We start from the raw sequence: 15,038 nt of genomic DNA, 5'->3' as shown, positions 1-15,038 counted from the left end.
CGGAATACTTGTCGGGGGGGCACCTACTGAGAGCCGATGGACGGGCCGCTGTGGACCGAGCGACACGCGCCGACGATCGCGGAGTTGCCCCAGCCGGCGGTGCGCGAACAGTTGCGCGGGGCACTCGACGAGCCGATGAACCTGCTGGTCCACGGCCCGGCTGGTGCGGGCAAAACCGCGGCTGTCCGGGCCTTTGCCAGGGAGGCCCACGAAGATCACGACGCCGACCTCATCGAGATCAACGTCGCCGACTTCTTCGATCTGACCAAGAGTGAACTGTCCGACGACCCTCGGTTCGAACGATTCATCACGCCAAAACGCAGGCGGGAGTCCTCGAAGGCCGACCTGATCAATCACGTCCTCAAGGAATCGGCGAGTTACGCGCCGGTTTCGGGGTCCTACAAGACGATCTTGCTCGATAACGCCGAGCGGATGCGTGCGGACTTCCAGCAGGCCCTCCGGCGGGTCATGGAGCAGTACTACGAGGCGACGCAGTTCGTCATCGCGACCCGCCAGTCTTCGACGCTGATCCCGCCGATCCGCTCGCGATGTTTTCCCGTCACGGTCCGGGAACCGACCCACGACGAAATCGAGACCGTCCTCGGGCGGATCGCTGAGCGTGAAGGGGCGACATACGACGACGAAGGGCTCGAATACGTCGCGGGGTACGCCGACGGCGACCTCCGGCAGGCGATCCTGGGTGCACAGACGACCTACGAAAACGAGGGTGAAATCACGATGGCGGCCGCCTACGAGGCCCTCGGCGATGTCCAGACCGACGATCGCGTCGAACGCATGTTGACTGCTGCCGAGGAGGGACAGTTCCGTGACGCCCGCTCAGAACTCGACGAGCTACTGATCGACGAGGGCCACAGCGGCGTCGAGGTCCTGGCGGCGATCCTCCGGGTCGGGCGGTCGCGATACACTGGCCAGCGACTCGCCAGGCTGCACACACTCGCCGGCGACGTCGACCTGGCTCTTGGGACGGGTACCGACGATCGGATCCACTTATCGCGATTGCTGGCCGAGTTCGCGACGACAGCGTGAGCGGACTGATCGCCGACCTCGCCGCTCCGATCGGGTGACTGCACGGGGGCCGGTAGTGTGGTGGCCATTCGCCGGGCGGAAACCGGACGCTTCGAAATCCTTATACACGCTTGTGGGGGAATAATGAGTAACGAACCATGGACATCGAGATCATCGAAGAAGAGGACAATCCGATGCTGCATCGGACCGACGTCCGTTTCGAAGTCGTTCACGAGGAGGCGACGCCGTCGCGGCTCTCCGTGCGGGACTCCCTGGCGGCGATGTTGAACAAAGACGCCGAAGAAGTCGTCGTCCACGAGCTGAACACGAAGTACGGCATGCGCAAGACCGTCGGGTACGCGAAAGTCTACGACGACCCGGAGTTCGCCCGTGAGGTCGAACAAGAGCACATGCTCGAACGGAACAAGATCCTCCTCGAAGACGGCGACACCGAGGCGGAGGAGGCCTGAGATGGCGCGATACGACTTCTACAACGAAGACGGCACGACCGATCAAGAGACCTGTCCGCGGTGTGGCGACGCGTTCCTCGCCGAGCACAGCGACCGCACACACTGTGGCCGCTGTGGCTACACCGAGTGGCACTAACGAGCCGTTAGTCGCCCGGATTCGCTGTTTTTCACTTCCCGTAGCCCCGGTAGCGCTGATCGAGTGCGTCGAGACGGATCGAAGTCGTCTTTTCCGTCGGTCACGGAGCCTCGACAGATCGAATGGTCTCGACCGACGGCGAAGACGCCCCGACGCGGATACTCGGCATCGAGGGAACGGCCTGGGCCGCGAGCGCGGCCGTCTACGACGTCACCAGTAACGACGTCACTATCCAGACTGATGCCTACGAGCCGGATAGCGGCGGTATTCACCCCCGAGAGGCCGCCGAGCATATGCAGTCGGCAATCCCGCAGGTCGTCGAGCAGGCACTCGAGCACGCCCGCAAGCAGGCCGTGGCCGCGGACAACGATCCCGAGGCCCCTATCGACGCCGTTGCGTTTTCCCGTGGGCCAGGGCTCGGCCCGTGTCTGCGGATCGTCGCGACGGCCGCCCGGGCGGTGGCCCAGCGTCTGGACGTGCCATTGGTCGGGGTCAATCACATGGTTGCCCATCTCGAAATCGGTCGCCACCAGTCTGGCTTCGAGTCGCCGGTCTGTCTGAACGCCTCGGGGGCCAACGCCCACGTCCTGGGGTATCGAAACGGCCGGTATCGCGTGCTGGGTGAGACGATGGACACCGGCGTCGGCAACGCCATCGACAAGTTCACCCGGCACCTGGGCTGGTCACACCCTGGTGGCCCGAAAGTCGAGGCCCACGCCAAGTCGGGGTCGTACGTCGATCTCCCCTACGTCGTCAAGGGAATGGACTTCTCGTTTTCGGGGATCATGAGTGCCGCCAAACAAGCCGTCGATGGTGGCGCGGCGGTCGAAGACGTCTGCTATTCCCTGCAGGAGAATATCTTCGCGATGTTGACGGAAGTCAGCGAGCGCGCTCTCTCGTTGACAGACGCCGACGAACTCGTACTCGGCGGTGGCGTCGGCCAGAACGATCGCCTCCGGGAGATGCTCGGCGCAATGTGTGAGCAACGCGGCGCGGACTTTTATGCGCCCGAGCCCCGATTTCTCCGGGACAACGCGGGTATGATCGCCGTCCTCGGTGCGAAGATGTACGCCGCGGGCGACACGTTGTCGATCGAGTCCTCGACGGTCCGGCCGGACTTTCGCCCGGATGACGACTCTGTCAGTTGGCGGTCCGGCGAGACTGTTGGCTCCTGGGGTGGAGCGATAGCTAGCCAAACGGTCCAGGGTGCCGAAGCGACCGTCACCGTCGAGGACGGGCGCGTGCACAAGCAGCGCCACCCCCGGAGCTACCGCCACTCGACGCTCGATGGCCGGTTGCGTACCCAGCGGACTCGCGAGGAGGCGCGACTGACCAGCGAGGCCCGGCGTGTGGGCGTGCCGACGCCGGTCGTCTACGACGTCGATCCGCAGGCGGGAACGCTGGTGCTCGAGTACGTCGGGGAGCGGGACCTGCGTGCGGAACTGACTGCCAAGCGCGTGCGTGACGTTGGCCGCCATCTGGCGACGATCCACGATGCGGGGTTCGTCCACGGCGACCCGACGACGCGCAACGTCAGGGTCGCGGGCAGCGCGAGCGAACAGAGTGCCGCCGGATGGGCGAGCGGTGACAACCGGCGCCACGAGCAGGACGAACGGACCTACCTGATCGACTTCGGGCTGGGATACTACACCGATCACGCGGAAGATTACGCGATGGACCTCCACGTCTTCTCTCAGTCACTGTCGGGGACGGTCGACGACGCCGAGCAGTTGCGAGTCGCCGCCGAAGACGCGTATCGTGAGACCGGCGAGCGAGCACAGACTGTCATCGATCGTCTCCGAGAGATCGAAGGCCGCGGCCGGTATCAGTGAGTCCCCTCGCGGTGTTGCACTGACGACGGCAGCGTCTCCCCCGTGGCGACGGCGTACGGTCCCCGATGTTTTTACTCCGTCCGGACGGACAGTCACTATGGACGAGTTATTGGCAACACTCAAGGCGGCTTTCGAGGAGCAGGACTACACGGTCGAAGACGTGAGTACGAACCGACAGCAGGTCCGCGTCGCCCTCCGTGAGGCCGACGCGGCGGCGACCGAACTCCGATCGATCCCGGCCGACGTGGCCGGCGAGGACGCCGTCATGGGTGTCGACGTGACGACCGAATCCATCGAGGGTGGCGAGGAGGTCCGGACTGTCGTCACGTTCCGCCACCGCCCTTGAGCGACGCCCAGAGGGGACAAACGACTTAACGACGCCAATCGTAGCGACGCCTATGGCAGATAGACCGCAGTCCGGGGAACTGTTCGGCATTCCGTACAACTTCGAGCGACCGAGCATGAAGCGGTTGCTGTCCGCCTACTGGCAACCCGGCGAGGGGATGCTCGTCGAGAAACCCTTCGGTATCGGCTACACGCTCAACCTGGCGAACTGGCGTTCGTGGCTCGTCGTTGGCCTCGCCGGCCTGTTGTTCTACCAGCAGTCCGGCGAGGACGACGCGGAATCGACCGACGAGGACGCACACGACGCCGACGAACCCGTCGAAGTGATGGTCGAGTAGGGACCGACGCACCTTTTGTGGGTGGGCCCAATCGCCCAGCCATGCTTCGGTTCGTCACGGGTAACGAGGGGAAAGTCCGGGAGGCCCGGGACTATCTCGACGAGGAGGTCAAACAGTTCGCCTACGACTACACTGAAATCCAGAGTGCCGATCTCGGTGCGATCGCGGCCCACGGCGCTCGTGCCGCCTATCGCGAGGTCGACGCGCCGGTCGTTGTCGAGGACGCCGGCCTGTTCGTCGACGTGTTCGATGGGTTCCCGGGGCCGTACTCGGCGTACGTCGAGGACACCCTCGGTATCGAGCGCGTCTGGGATCTGGTCGAACCGGAAGACGACCACCGTGCTGCGTTCCGATCAGTGGTCGCTTACTGCGACGGCTCCGATTTAGAGGCCCCCACCGTCCGCGAGGGTGATCTCCCGGTTGCACTCTTTGCGGGCCGTATCGAGGGACGGATCGTCCCGCCGCGGGGTGGGGGTGGCTTTGGCTACGATCCGATCTTCGAGGTCGACGGGCGAACCTTCGCCGAACGGACACCCGCCGAGAAGAACGAACTGTCCCATCGTGGTCGGGCGCTCGACGCGTTCGCCACCTGGCGAGACGCCTGACGCCCAGCACTCAGCCGCTGTTGTACCGACTCTGTGGGCTCTTTCGGAGAGAGACGTACTGTGGTTTCTTTCGTTCTGGTGTCGATGCTTCCACGTCCGAAAGACGGACTCTCGCCGATCAGGTGCCGTGCTGCCAGGACTCCATGTACTCACGCTGTGCGTCGGTCAACTCGTCGAAGCGGACACCTTCGGCGTCGAGTTTGACCTCCGCGACTTCCCGGTCGAGGCGATCGGGGACGTTGTGGACGCCGGCCCCGTATTCGTCGCCGTTTTGTACCATCTCACGGGCGCTGACGGCTTGGATCGCGAAGCTCTGGTCCATGACTTCGACGGGGTGGCCCTCGGCGACTGGTGAGGCGAGATTGACGAGGCGTCCCTCGGCGAGGACGTTCAACTGCCGGCCGTCGGGCAGGACGTACCCACGAACGCCGTCCCGTGCGTCGACGACCTCCTCGGCCATGTCTTTCAGGTCTTCGAGGTTGATCTCGACGTCGAAGTGGCCGGCGTTGGACAGAATGACGCCGTCGTCCATCTGCTCGAAGTCTTCGCGGGTGATCACGTCCCGGTTGCCCGTCGTCGTCACGAAGATATCGCCTTCTTTTGCGGCCTCGGCCATCGGCATGACGCGAAAGCCCTCCATGTGTGCTTTCAGGGCCTGCCGGGGCTCGATCTCGGTGACGATCACGTCGGCGTTCATCCCGCGGGCCTTCGTGGCGACGCCTTTCCCACACTGACCGTATCCGCCGACGACGACCGTCTTGCCGGCGATCGAGAGGTTCGTCGTCAGTTCGATCGAGACGAGGCTCGACTCGCCGGTCCCGTGGACGTTGTCGAACAGCCGCTTCATCGGCGTGTCGTTGACGGCGAACATCGGGTATTCCAAGGCCCCGTCGTCGTCCATCGACCGCAAGCGGTGGACGCCCGTGGTCGTCTCCTCACACCCGCCGACGATCGAGTCGATGAGCTCCGGGTACTCCTCGTGAACGCGGAACACAAGGTCCGCGCCGTCGTCGACCGTGATCGTCGGTTCGTGTTCGAGGACGGCGTCGATCGCGCCGTAGTAGGCTTCGTCCTCGACGCCACGCTCGGCATAAGAGGTAATCGATTCCTGGGCGTCGAGGGCGACGCTGACGTCGTCGTGGGTCGAGAGCGGATTACAGCCCGTGATGGCGACCTCGGCCCCACCGGCGGCGATCGTCTCGGCCAGGACTGCGGTGGTCGCTTCGACGTGCATCGCCATCCCGACCGTCTCGCCGGCAAGGGGCTGTTCGGCCTCGAATTCCTCGCGGAGGGTCGCACAGATCGGCATGTGCTCGCGTGCCCACTCGATTTTCCGGCGGCCAGCTTCGCGCTTGGCATTTGGGTCGTCGACTCGCTCGCTGATCGGTTGACTCATGTTCGAGTTATCGATCCAAACTGGGAAAACGCTACCGAAGCGGTCGCGGAGAGTGGCCGCAAGTAGTGTGCGTCAGTTCGGGGGGCCGGCGTGTTCGGGCGGGCCACGCTGGTCGCTCTCATCGTCTTCGTCCTCGTCGTCATCGTTCTCTGGTTCGGCAGCCTCCCGTTCGTCCGCTACAGCTTCGTCTGCTTCTGCTTCGTTCTCGTCTGCTTTTGCTTCTTCTCCCTCTCGTTCGTCTCCGTCATCGCCAGCCCTATCGTCGCTGCTCTCACCGTCGGGGCCGGCGTGGGCTGGCGGGCCAGCGTGGTCGGGTCGGTTGTCCGCGCCGGGATTGTTCTCGGTGACAAATTCAGCCACTGCCTGGCCCACACCGGGGCCGTTCTCGCCGTCTGCTAGCAGTCCGTGGACGAACGCCTGGACGCGTTGCCCGAACGCGTCGGCCTCATCGTCGCCGGCCGCATAGAGCGTGCTCGTCGTCGACACCGTTCGGTTGTCGACGGTCGCGGTCACGCTGACGCGGACGTCACCCGAGGGCGTGCCCAGGGAAACGGTCCCGTTTGCGTCCGTTTCGTACGTGCCGCCGATACTCACGTTCGTCTCGGTGTCAACGGGCTCAGTTTCGTTCGTCTCGTCGACGGTCTCGTTGTCACCCGTGGCGGTCTCGTTTGTGGTTTCGTTCCCGTCAGTCTCCGCCCTGTCCTCGATCACGTCGCGCACCGTCACGTCGACAGTCGCGTTCGCGACTGCCGTGCCGTTGTCGGTCACGTCGATTGTCACTGTCCGATCCGTCTGTGTCACGTCGACTGCGAGGCCGTCCTCGGTGGCAGCCAATGCAGGGCCAGCCATCGAGAGCACGACTAACACAGCCGCGGTGATGGCAAAGGTCTGAGTTCGCATTACAGATTGAACTGGCCGCTCCGGGGCCATATACCCCGAATGCCGTTCAGATCGTTCGACCTGTGTACAGAAGAATTCAAACCAGCTGAGAACGTCCAAAAGCGTTTAGTATAGTTTTTACAGGATTATTTCTTTATCTTGTCGTAGATACAAATATGGCCGTCCGGCCTCACGTGGCCCGCTCGACCAACTTCTCGGCCCGGTCTGTGGCTTCTCGGCGTACTGCCTCCTCGTCGAAGACCGTGACCTCGCGGTCGCGCATGAGGACCTGGCCGTCGGCAACGGTGTGACGAACGTCGCTGCCCCGCACGGCGTAGGCGAGGTGGCTGAGGAGGTCGTGGGCGGGCGTCAGGTGGGGTGCGTCGAGGTCGATGACGGCGAGATCGGCGTTCGCGCCGGCTTCGAGGCGGCCCGAGTCGAATCCGAGCAACTCGGCCCCGTTTGCGGTCGCCATCTCGACGACGCTCGCGGCATCGACGGCACTGGCGTCATCGGCGGCTAGTTTCCCGAGCATGGCCGCATCGCGCATCTCGTCGAACATGTCCAAGTCGTTGTTCGAGGCCGCGCCGTCGGTGCCGAGGCCGACGGTGACGCCAGCATCGAGCATGTCCTGGACGGGGGCCATGCCGCTGGCGAGTTTCATGTTCGAGGCCGGACAGTGGGCCACGCCGGTATCTGTCTCGACCAGTAGATCGATCTCGCTGTCGTCGACGTGGACGCCGTGGGCCACGTAGGTGTCACCCGCGAGCAACCCGATGTCTTGGGCGTAGGCCAGCGGCCGCACTCCGTGCTCCTCGACGATCGGCTCAACTTCGTCGGGCGTCTCGTTGGCGTGGAGATGCGTCGCCAGGCCCGCCTCGTTGACAGCCGGGACGAACTCCCGGAGAGAGGCTTCGTCGACGGTCGTCAGCGAGTGGGGCTGGAAGGTCGTCCGAATCCGCCCTTCGGCCGCGCCGTCGAACTCCTGGGCGACTTCGAGACTCCGCTCGACGTCGGCTCGGGCTGCCTCGTCGTCCTTGCCGACAGTGACGGCCGTGTAGCCGAGTCGCGCACGGACGCCGGCCTGCTCGACGGCCGCGGCGATCTCTTCGATGTCGAAGTACATGTCCGACAGCGCCGTGGTCCCGGATTTGATCATCTCGATCAGTCCGAGTTCCGCGCCGACGCGAACGTCTGCTTCGGTCAGTTCGGCCTCGACCGGCCAGATGTCTTCTCGCAGCCAGGCGTCTAAGGGCTTGTCGTCGGCCAACCCTCGGAGCAACGTCATCGCGACGTGGGTGTGGGCGTTGACGAGCCCGGGGATAACTAGCCCGCCCGCGGCGTCGAGTTCGTCGTCGGCGGGCCCGACGTCACCGATCGCGTCGATCCGACCGGTCGCTTGATCGAGGAGCACATCAGCGCGTTCGATCGTCATGTCCGGGCGGAGTATCTGCCCGCCCGTGACGAGGAGGTCGCTCATTATGGGGCTTTACCGCGGGGTCGATAAGACTGTGACGACTAGCCGCCAACGGGCTGTCGCTGGACTCGGTGGTTCTTAGCGAGGCGTGATCGAAACGGACGACGGATGCGTTCTCGCTCACTCCTCGCGCTGTTTGAGCCACTGGTCGAGACACTCCCGGATCGCAGCTTCGCGGTTGTCTCGATGGTCCTGGAATGCCTTCTCTTCGATAGCCTCGATCGTCTCCTCGTCGAACTCGACGGTCACTTCCGCCATGTCCGCGAAGATGTCTTCCATTACCGTCAACCGGGGGACGGCACCGACTAATAGGTTCGTCAGCTACTCGTCTGACGGCCCCGTTTTCAGGTCTGGATCTCGAAGCGCGTTCCCGTCTGGCTGTCCGCTAGCGCGACCGTCCAGCCGTGGGCATCGACGATCTGCTCGACGATCGCTAGCCCGAAGCCCGTCCCGTCCTCGGCGGTCGTGTAGCCCGATTCGAAGATCGCGTCGTGATCTTCGGGTGCAATGCCGCTCCCGTCGTCGGCGAGGAAGAACCCGTCCGACGCTTCGAGTGGGCCGACGGTGACTGTCACGTCCTCTCCGCCGTGTTCGACTGCATTGCGGACGAGGTTCTCTAGCAGCTGCTGTAGGCGGTCGGGATCAGCCTCGACAGTGGTGCCCTCGCTCACGTGGAGGTCGGCTTGCCGGGTGTCGACCATCTCCCAGGCCTGGCGGGCGATCCGTCCTACATCGACGGGTTCTCTCTCATCGACCGGTTGACCCTGCCTGGCGATCGCCAACACGTCTTCGATGAGTGTTTCCATCCGATCGAGGGCCTCGGCGACTGATTCGAGGTGGTCGTCGTCGCGGTCTTCCCGGGCGAGTTCGAGCCGGCCCTGGGCGACGTTGAGCGGATTGCGCAGGTCGTGTGAGAGCATGCTGGCGAACTCTTCGAGACGATCGTTTTGACGTTCGAGCTCTTTGCGATAGCGCTCTCGCTGGGTCACGTCGCTGAACACGATTCCTCGCCCAAGCGTCGTTCGACCGGCCGAGAACGGATGCTCGGTGACACGGTAGTACCGCGTCTCACTGTCGTTTTGCAGTTCGATGATCGGTGATTCGACAGCCAGTAGATCAGCGATCCCGGGAACGATCTCCTCGAACGGCACCTCGCCGCCACTGGCTTCTGTTTCAGTCAACGCCGGCAAGAGCCGTGCTGCCGCGCGATTGAAGTCTTGGACGCGATCGCGCTCGTCGAGGACCACAACCGGGTCGTCACCTTCGCCGGCCAGTCGAATCGTCTCGAACCGGGCGACGTAGACGAACATGAGCCCGACCGCGAAGATAGCGACGCCGAGCGGTTCGTAGGTGATATCGAGCAACGCCGGCGAAATCAAGCCGAGAATATCCAGTCCGATCGGCAGTCCCGTCAGCGCGACCAGGATGGCCAGTGGCGCTGCGTTGTGGCTGACCTGTCGGAAGCGCTCGAACAGCATGAAGTACCCGACCGACGCCAGCGCGTAGGCCCCGCCCATGACCGTCCAGTGGAGGATCCCGTTCGAAATTGCGATGTGTGGAAACGGCGCTGTGGTCGCCGTTGCGGTGAAGTACAACCCGTGCCAGTGATTCGTGAGTTTGATCGCGGCGATCGTCAGGAAAATCGCGATCGCCACCTGGCGGATCCGCGGATTGTGGTGTAACGACCGCCCAGTGTAGGCCGAACAGAAGTACAACCAGGCCCCGACCGTTGCGATACCCATCAACAGGCCGACTTCGTGAAACGCCACGGCCGTCCAGTAGTCCGTCGTCGACAGATAGCCGACGTGTGACAGCGCCCAGACGGCACTCATCGCCAGGAGCGCCGACAATCCCTGTCGTGTTCCGGTGTGCTCGATTTTGCGAACCCGGAGCAGACTCACCAGACAGGCGACGGCCGCGAGACCGAACACGAGGACGTACCACACCTGAATGTCGATCGGCAGGACCGCCTGGGCTATCGATTCGTACATTCGGCTCTATCCACGTTCCACTGCGTCTCGAACTGTTAAGAAGCTATCCCGTTCACAACCCCGGGGTTCGTCACTTCGTTCGAACCTCGCTACTCACGCTTCCACCGCTCGCCTAGTCCGAGGCCTCGCTCTCGCTGATCGCTTGGGCCTCGCTGCTGGTCGCGGATCACTGTGTTCCCCGCTCGCAATCCCGAGGTCGCTACGCGCCCTCGCTACGCTCGCCCCGAGCTGACGACATCGCTCTCGGCTGCCATCTCGGATATCGGCGTCCGCTCGACGACCCGTCCGTCCACGGTCGGGTACTGCTCGACGACCTCACCCTCTTCGATGTCGCCTTCGTCGATCATCTCCTCTAAGAGCCACCAGGCGACCTCGACGTGCTCGGATTTGACGACGTAGTAGTCTTCGGGGACGCCCAGTTCCTCGAAGCGGGACGGATCGGCCCACGTCTTCCCGTAGACGAGCGTCCCGTCGTCGGTGATCTCATCGAAGGGCCGCCGGACGTTTTTGGCCATCCGTTTCAGGCGATTGCGGTGCTGGGCGGCGTCTTTGAACACCGACGTACAGAAGTAGACTTTCGGGTGTTTCGCCATCGAGTCAAGGACGTCGTGGCTGCCCTCGACCGCGCTCATGTGGTCCTCTTTGAGGTCGTACCCTTTCTCTTGCATCCGCCGGAAGTTGCCCTGGCTCATCTCGAACTCGTTGACGTTGACGAACTCGGCGGCCCCTTCCTCGACGAACGTGACGAACTCGTCTTCCGGCCGGATGCCCGGAATCTCGAAGGCCGGGGTGAGTCCTTCCTCACGGGCGATATAGAGGATGTCCTCCCACTCGGTGCCGTGGAGGTCGCCCCACATGTCCAGTGGGGGATGGAACCGGATCTCGTCGAGTCCCGCCTCGGCGAGCCGGCGCATGTTCTCTCGACCGCCAGTGATCCCCGTATAGAGGTGGATGTGGTGGTCCTCGCCGAACTCCTCCTTCAGCAGGGAGATGTACCGGCAGGTACGGTCCATGACCTCTTGGGGTTCGCCGCCAGTCAGCGACGAACCCAGCGCATCCATGCGCTTTGCTTCCTCAATGAGGTCTTGGTCTTTCTCGACTTTCCGCTCGTTTGCGTAGACGTCGGTGACGTTCTTGCGGTTCTCGCCGAGCGGACAGTAGAAACAATCCCGCTGGTCACAGTAGCCATAGACGAAGATGACCATTTTGCCGCCCTTGGCACACTGTTCGCAGCCTTCCGAAATCATTCGCGTACCGATAGAACGCCCGCAGCGGGTATAAGGCGTGCGACTTCCACAAGATCGACCGGTTGCGGCCTGGTCACACGGGGAACGGGCCGTCACTCAAATGCGCACTTGACCTTTCAGTTGCATTATCAACTTGGCTGTCGTATCGACGTCCATGGATCAGGAGCGACGACGATTTCTTCGACTGAGCGCGATCGGTGCTGGCGTGGCGCTTGCAGGCTGTGGCGGTCACCTCAACGGGGACGAGGAGACCGACGCGCCGATCGACGACTGGCAGTACGACCCACAACCGTTGACGGAGGGCGGTGCGAGCGGGAGCAGTTTCCAGACGAATGCCGCCGAGAGTGCCGATCTCGGCTTCGCGGCTGGTGGCGCGAAAAACGTCGCTGACTTCCGGCGAAACATCGAGGCAGGCTATCTTCCCATTCCCGAGAGTCTCCCCTACGAGGGCCTGTTTTACAACTACTACTTCGATACCGGCGAGTCAGGCGAGTGCTCGTCGCTGTTCTGTCCGTCCTACGCAACCGCCATCACCGAGGACCCGATCGCCGGGACCACGGACCAGTATTTCACGGTCGGGTTGCAGTCGACGCTGGACACGGATTCCTTCGAGCGCAAACAGCTCAACGTCGTCATCGTCCTGGACATCTCGGGATCGATGGAGGCCGAATTCGACCAGTACTACTACGACCGCTTTGGTAACAAACACACCGTCGAGGATAGGGACACCCGCTCGAAGCTAGCCGTCGCCAAAGACGCCCTCCTCGCGCTGACCGAGCATCTTGAGCCGGACGATCGGCTGGGAATCGTTTTGTTCAACAACGAGGCCAGCGTCGCCAAACCGCTTCGGGACGTCGAGTCGACCGCCATGGACGCGATCCGGGGGCACATCCGCGAGGACATCCGGGCCGGCGGCGGGACGAACATCGCCGACGGGATGGGCGAGGCTGCGGCCATGCTCGGCGAGTACAGCGACGCCGACCCGACCGAAGTCGAAACCAGACAGATCGTCGTCACCGACGCGATGCCCAACCGCGGCCAGACCGGCGACCAGGCCCTACAGGACCGTCTCGCCGGCTACGCCGACGATTGCATCCACACGAGTTTCGTCGGCGTCGGGGTCGACTTCAATCCCGCACTCGTCGATCAGATTACGGCCGTCCGCGGCGCGAACTACCGGGCGGTTCACTCCGCGGACGCCTTCGAGACTTATCTCGGTGCGGAGTTCGAGTACATGATGACGCCACTGGTGTACGATCTCACGGTGGAACTGGACGTTCCCGGTGCCGTGATCGACACTGTCTATGGCTCGACGGCGGCCGAGGACGCGACCGCGGACCTTCTGGAAGTCACCACGCTGTTCCCGTCGCCGACCGAGGACGGCAACACGCGTGGCGGCGTCGTCCTCGTCAAACTCGCCGGTGAGGCTCGCGGTACGGACCTGACGCTGCGGGCCTCCTGGGAGGATCGCTCGGGATCGACCGACGCCACGACGACGGCAATCGAGTTCCCCGACGAGGCCCCGGAGTCCTTCGGAAACACCGGTATCCGGAAGGCTGTCTTCCTGGCCCGGTATGCCGACCTCCTGAAAAACTGGCTGATCCACGAACGCGACCCCGCTCGGATCGAAGTGACGGCCGACGGTGCTGTCGAGGCACCGCCCGCGGACCTGCCCCGTGGCGAGTGGGAACAGCAATCCCAGCCACTGTCCGTCTCGGACCCGTACGTCTCCCGGCTCGAACGGTTCCGCGAGTACGCCAGGAGCGAAATCGATGCCATCGGTGACAAGCGACTCGATCGGGAACTGGAGACGATCGAGACAATTCTCGCCGCTGGCGAGTGACCGGGACGGCCCTCCCGCGCCCGGAAAAGTGTTATGCGTCCGTCGCGTACCGCCGATCGATGCTGCTGGTCCTCTGTGTGGACCTCGACGACGACGTCGGGCGCAAGACGGCCGTCGAAACACCCGTCGTTGGCCGAGACGCCGTCGAGGACGCGGCGGTCGCGTTGGCGACGGTCGACCCCGAGGACAGCGACTCGAACGTCCTCTTCGAGGGCGTCCACCTCTACGACGAACTGACTGCCGAGGGCAGCGAGACAGTCGAGGTCGCTGCGGTGACCGGCCGGGAGGGGGCCGACGTCGAGGCCAATCGGGCGATCGGCGCGGAGATCGATACTGTCCTCGCGCGACTCACCACCGGCGAAGACGTTCGCGCGATCGTCGTCACGGACGGTGCCCAAGACGAGAGTGTTCTGCCCGCGATTCGATCACGGATGGACATCGACGGGGTTCGTCGCGTGGTCGTCCGCCAGGCCGAGGACTTAGAATCGATGTACTACACGATCAAGCAGGTGCTCAACGATCCCGAGACGCGGGGCACGATCCTCGTTCCACTCGGCATCCTCCTGTTGATCTATCCGCTGGCAGCGCTGGCGAATACGCTGGGGATGCCGGGCGACGCCTTCGGCGTCGGCTCCGGCTTGCTCGGCCTGTATCTCCTCTCGCGTGGCCTGGGGTTAGGCGAGGCGATCGACGGTGCCGTCGAGCGCGCTCGATCGAGTCTCTATGCCGGTCGCGTGACGCTGGTGACCTACGTTGTCGCACTGGCGCTGTTGGGTATCGGCGGCGCCAGCGGCCTGGAGATGCTGGATTCGGTCCGCCAGCAATCCACCGTGCTCGGCGTCGGCGAGACGATCGCGGCCGTCGTCGCCGGCTCGATCCACTGGCTGGCTGCCGCGGGGATTACCTCCAGTCTCGGCCAGGTTACCGACGAATACCTCGCCGGTGCGTTCCGTTGGCGGTACCTGAACGCCCCCTTCTACATCCTCGCGATCGCCGGGATCGGTAACGCCGTCAGTTTCTACGTCCTCGGCGAGGTGACGCTATCGTATCTGGCGATGATGCTGACCGCCGGGACGCTGCTGGGACTCTTTAGCACGCTTGCCTTTGCCGTCGCCGAATCTCGTCTCGGCGAGGCCGAGGGGCGACCGAGTGCCTGACCCGAACCCGGGCGCTTTTTGTTTCTGCTCGCCACAGCACTGACGGGGGCACGTAGCTCAGTCCGGATAGAGCGTCGGACTTCTAATCCGACGGTCGTGGGTTCGAATCCCACCGTGCCCGTGAAGCCGCCGAGTGAACACAAGGCGTGCTGAACAAGCACGCAGGAGATTCGAACCACGGCAGACCGAACGGAGTGAAGTCTGACATCGGGTGAGAATCCCACCGTGCCCGCTCGCTCGCACAGTGACCTTCCCGAACGCTGTGCGTTCGCTCAGTCCAGAGAGACGCTCTGCGT

Annotated in this window: 15 protein-coding genes and 1 tRNA gene; 10 read left to right on the top strand and 6 right to left on the bottom strand. The window is 63.9% G+C overall.

Annotated features, from left to right (window positions below; genetic code table 11):
• Positions 1-36 precede the first annotated feature (36 nt).
• From FR699_RS08945 to rdgB, 7 genes are all read left to right on the top strand, one after another.
• Positions 37-1,047, top strand: coding sequence for an AAA family ATPase (locus FR699_RS08945; protein WP_154553114.1), 1,011 nt, complete (start codon positions 37-39; stop codon positions 1,045-1,047).
• Between the two features lie 137 nt (positions 1,048-1,184).
• The gene (locus FR699_RS08940) at positions 1,185-1,496 is read left to right on the top strand and encodes a 30S ribosomal protein S24e (protein ID WP_154553115.1); all 312 of its coding nucleotides are present in this window, start codon (positions 1,185-1,187) and stop codon (positions 1,494-1,496) included.
• 1 nt (position 1,497) lies between these two features.
• Positions 1,498-1,632, top strand: a complete 135-nt coding sequence (locus tag FR699_RS08935; protein ID WP_154553116.1) for a 30S ribosomal protein S27ae — start codon at positions 1,498-1,500, stop codon at positions 1,630-1,632.
• A 122-nt stretch (positions 1,633-1,754) separates the two neighbouring features.
• Positions 1,755-3,464 (top strand): bifunctional N(6)-L-threonylcarbamoyladenine synthase/serine/threonine protein kinase, encoded by a 1,710-nt coding sequence (locus tag FR699_RS08930; protein ID WP_158855195.1) that lies wholly within the window; start codon positions 1,755-1,757, stop codon positions 3,462-3,464.
• Positions 3,465-3,561: 97 nt separating this feature from the next.
• Positions 3,562-3,810: a hypothetical protein gene (locus FR699_RS08925; protein ID WP_154553118.1), complete on the top strand. Its 249-nt coding sequence runs from the start codon at positions 3,562-3,564 to the stop codon at positions 3,808-3,810.
• A 52-nt stretch (positions 3,811-3,862) separates the two neighbouring features.
• Positions 3,863-4,147 carry a DUF5808 domain-containing protein gene (locus FR699_RS08920; protein WP_154553119.1) on the top strand — a complete coding sequence of 95 codons (285 nt, stop codon included), beginning with the start codon at positions 3,863-3,865 and terminating at the stop codon, positions 4,145-4,147.
• Between the two features lie 41 nt (positions 4,148-4,188).
• Positions 4,189-4,752, top strand: coding sequence for an RdgB/HAM1 family non-canonical purine NTP pyrophosphatase (gene rdgB / locus FR699_RS08915; RefSeq protein WP_154553120.1), 564 nt, complete (start codon positions 4,189-4,191; stop codon positions 4,750-4,752).
• Positions 4,753-4,870: 118 nt separating this feature from the next.
• Here the strand turns inward: rdgB and FR699_RS08910 are convergent, their stop codons facing one another.
• The 6 genes from FR699_RS08910 to FR699_RS08885 all read right to left on the bottom strand — a co-directional run bounded on the left by FR699_RS08910 (position 4,871) and on the right by FR699_RS08885 (position 11,742).
• Complete coding sequence (locus FR699_RS08910; RefSeq protein ID WP_154553121.1) at positions 4,871-6,148, bottom strand: adenosylhomocysteinase; 1,278 nt, start codon at positions 6,146-6,148, stop codon at positions 4,871-4,873.
• Positions 6,149-6,220: 72 nt separating this feature from the next.
• Positions 6,221-7,048 (bottom strand): hypothetical protein, encoded by an 828-nt coding sequence (locus FR699_RS08905; RefSeq protein WP_158855194.1) that lies wholly within the window; start codon positions 7,046-7,048, stop codon positions 6,221-6,223.
• Positions 7,049-7,217: 169 nt separating this feature from the next.
• Positions 7,218-8,507 (bottom strand): amidohydrolase, encoded by a 1,290-nt coding sequence (locus FR699_RS08900; RefSeq protein ID WP_158855193.1) that lies wholly within the window; start codon positions 8,505-8,507, stop codon positions 7,218-7,220.
• A 117-nt stretch (positions 8,508-8,624) separates the two neighbouring features.
• Positions 8,625-8,783, bottom strand: a complete 159-nt coding sequence (locus tag FR699_RS08895; RefSeq protein ID WP_154553124.1) for a ribbon-helix-helix protein, CopG family — start codon at positions 8,781-8,783, stop codon at positions 8,625-8,627.
• Between the two features lie 65 nt (positions 8,784-8,848).
• Positions 8,849-10,495: an ATP-binding protein gene (locus FR699_RS08890; protein ID WP_158855192.1), complete on the bottom strand. Its 1,647-nt coding sequence runs from the start codon at positions 10,493-10,495 to the stop codon at positions 8,849-8,851.
• Between the two features lie 212 nt (positions 10,496-10,707).
• On the bottom strand, positions 10,708-11,742 hold the full coding sequence (locus FR699_RS08885; RefSeq protein WP_158855191.1) for a radical SAM protein: 1,035 nt from the start codon (positions 11,740-11,742) through the stop codon (positions 10,708-10,710).
• Positions 11,743-11,896: 154 nt separating this feature from the next.
• On the opposite strand from FR699_RS08885, the gene FR699_RS08880 reads away from it, so the two are divergent.
• From FR699_RS08880 to FR699_RS08870, 3 genes are all read left to right on the top strand, one after another.
• Entirely contained in the window at positions 11,897-13,585 is a 1,689-nt protein-coding gene (locus FR699_RS08880; protein WP_158855190.1) for a VWA domain-containing protein, read from the top strand.
• 59 nt (positions 13,586-13,644) lie between these two features.
• Positions 13,645-14,742 carry a DUF373 family protein gene (locus tag FR699_RS08875; RefSeq protein WP_158855189.1) on the top strand — a complete coding sequence of 366 codons (1,098 nt, stop codon included), beginning with the start codon at positions 13,645-13,647 and terminating at the stop codon, positions 14,740-14,742.
• A gap of 46 nt (positions 14,743-14,788) precedes the next feature.
• Positions 14,789-14,863: transfer RNA gene (locus FR699_RS08870), tRNA-Arg, on the top strand.
• Positions 14,864-15,038: the final 175 nt, after the last annotated feature.

The sequence above is a fragment of the Halorhabdus sp. CUG00001 genome (assembly GCF_009797925.1).
Lineage (GTDB): Archaea > Halobacteriota > Halobacteria > Halobacteriales > Haloarculaceae > Halorhabdus.
The sequence above is the reverse complement of the archived record's forward strand: the minus strand, read 5'-3'. Positions and strand labels throughout refer to the sequence as shown.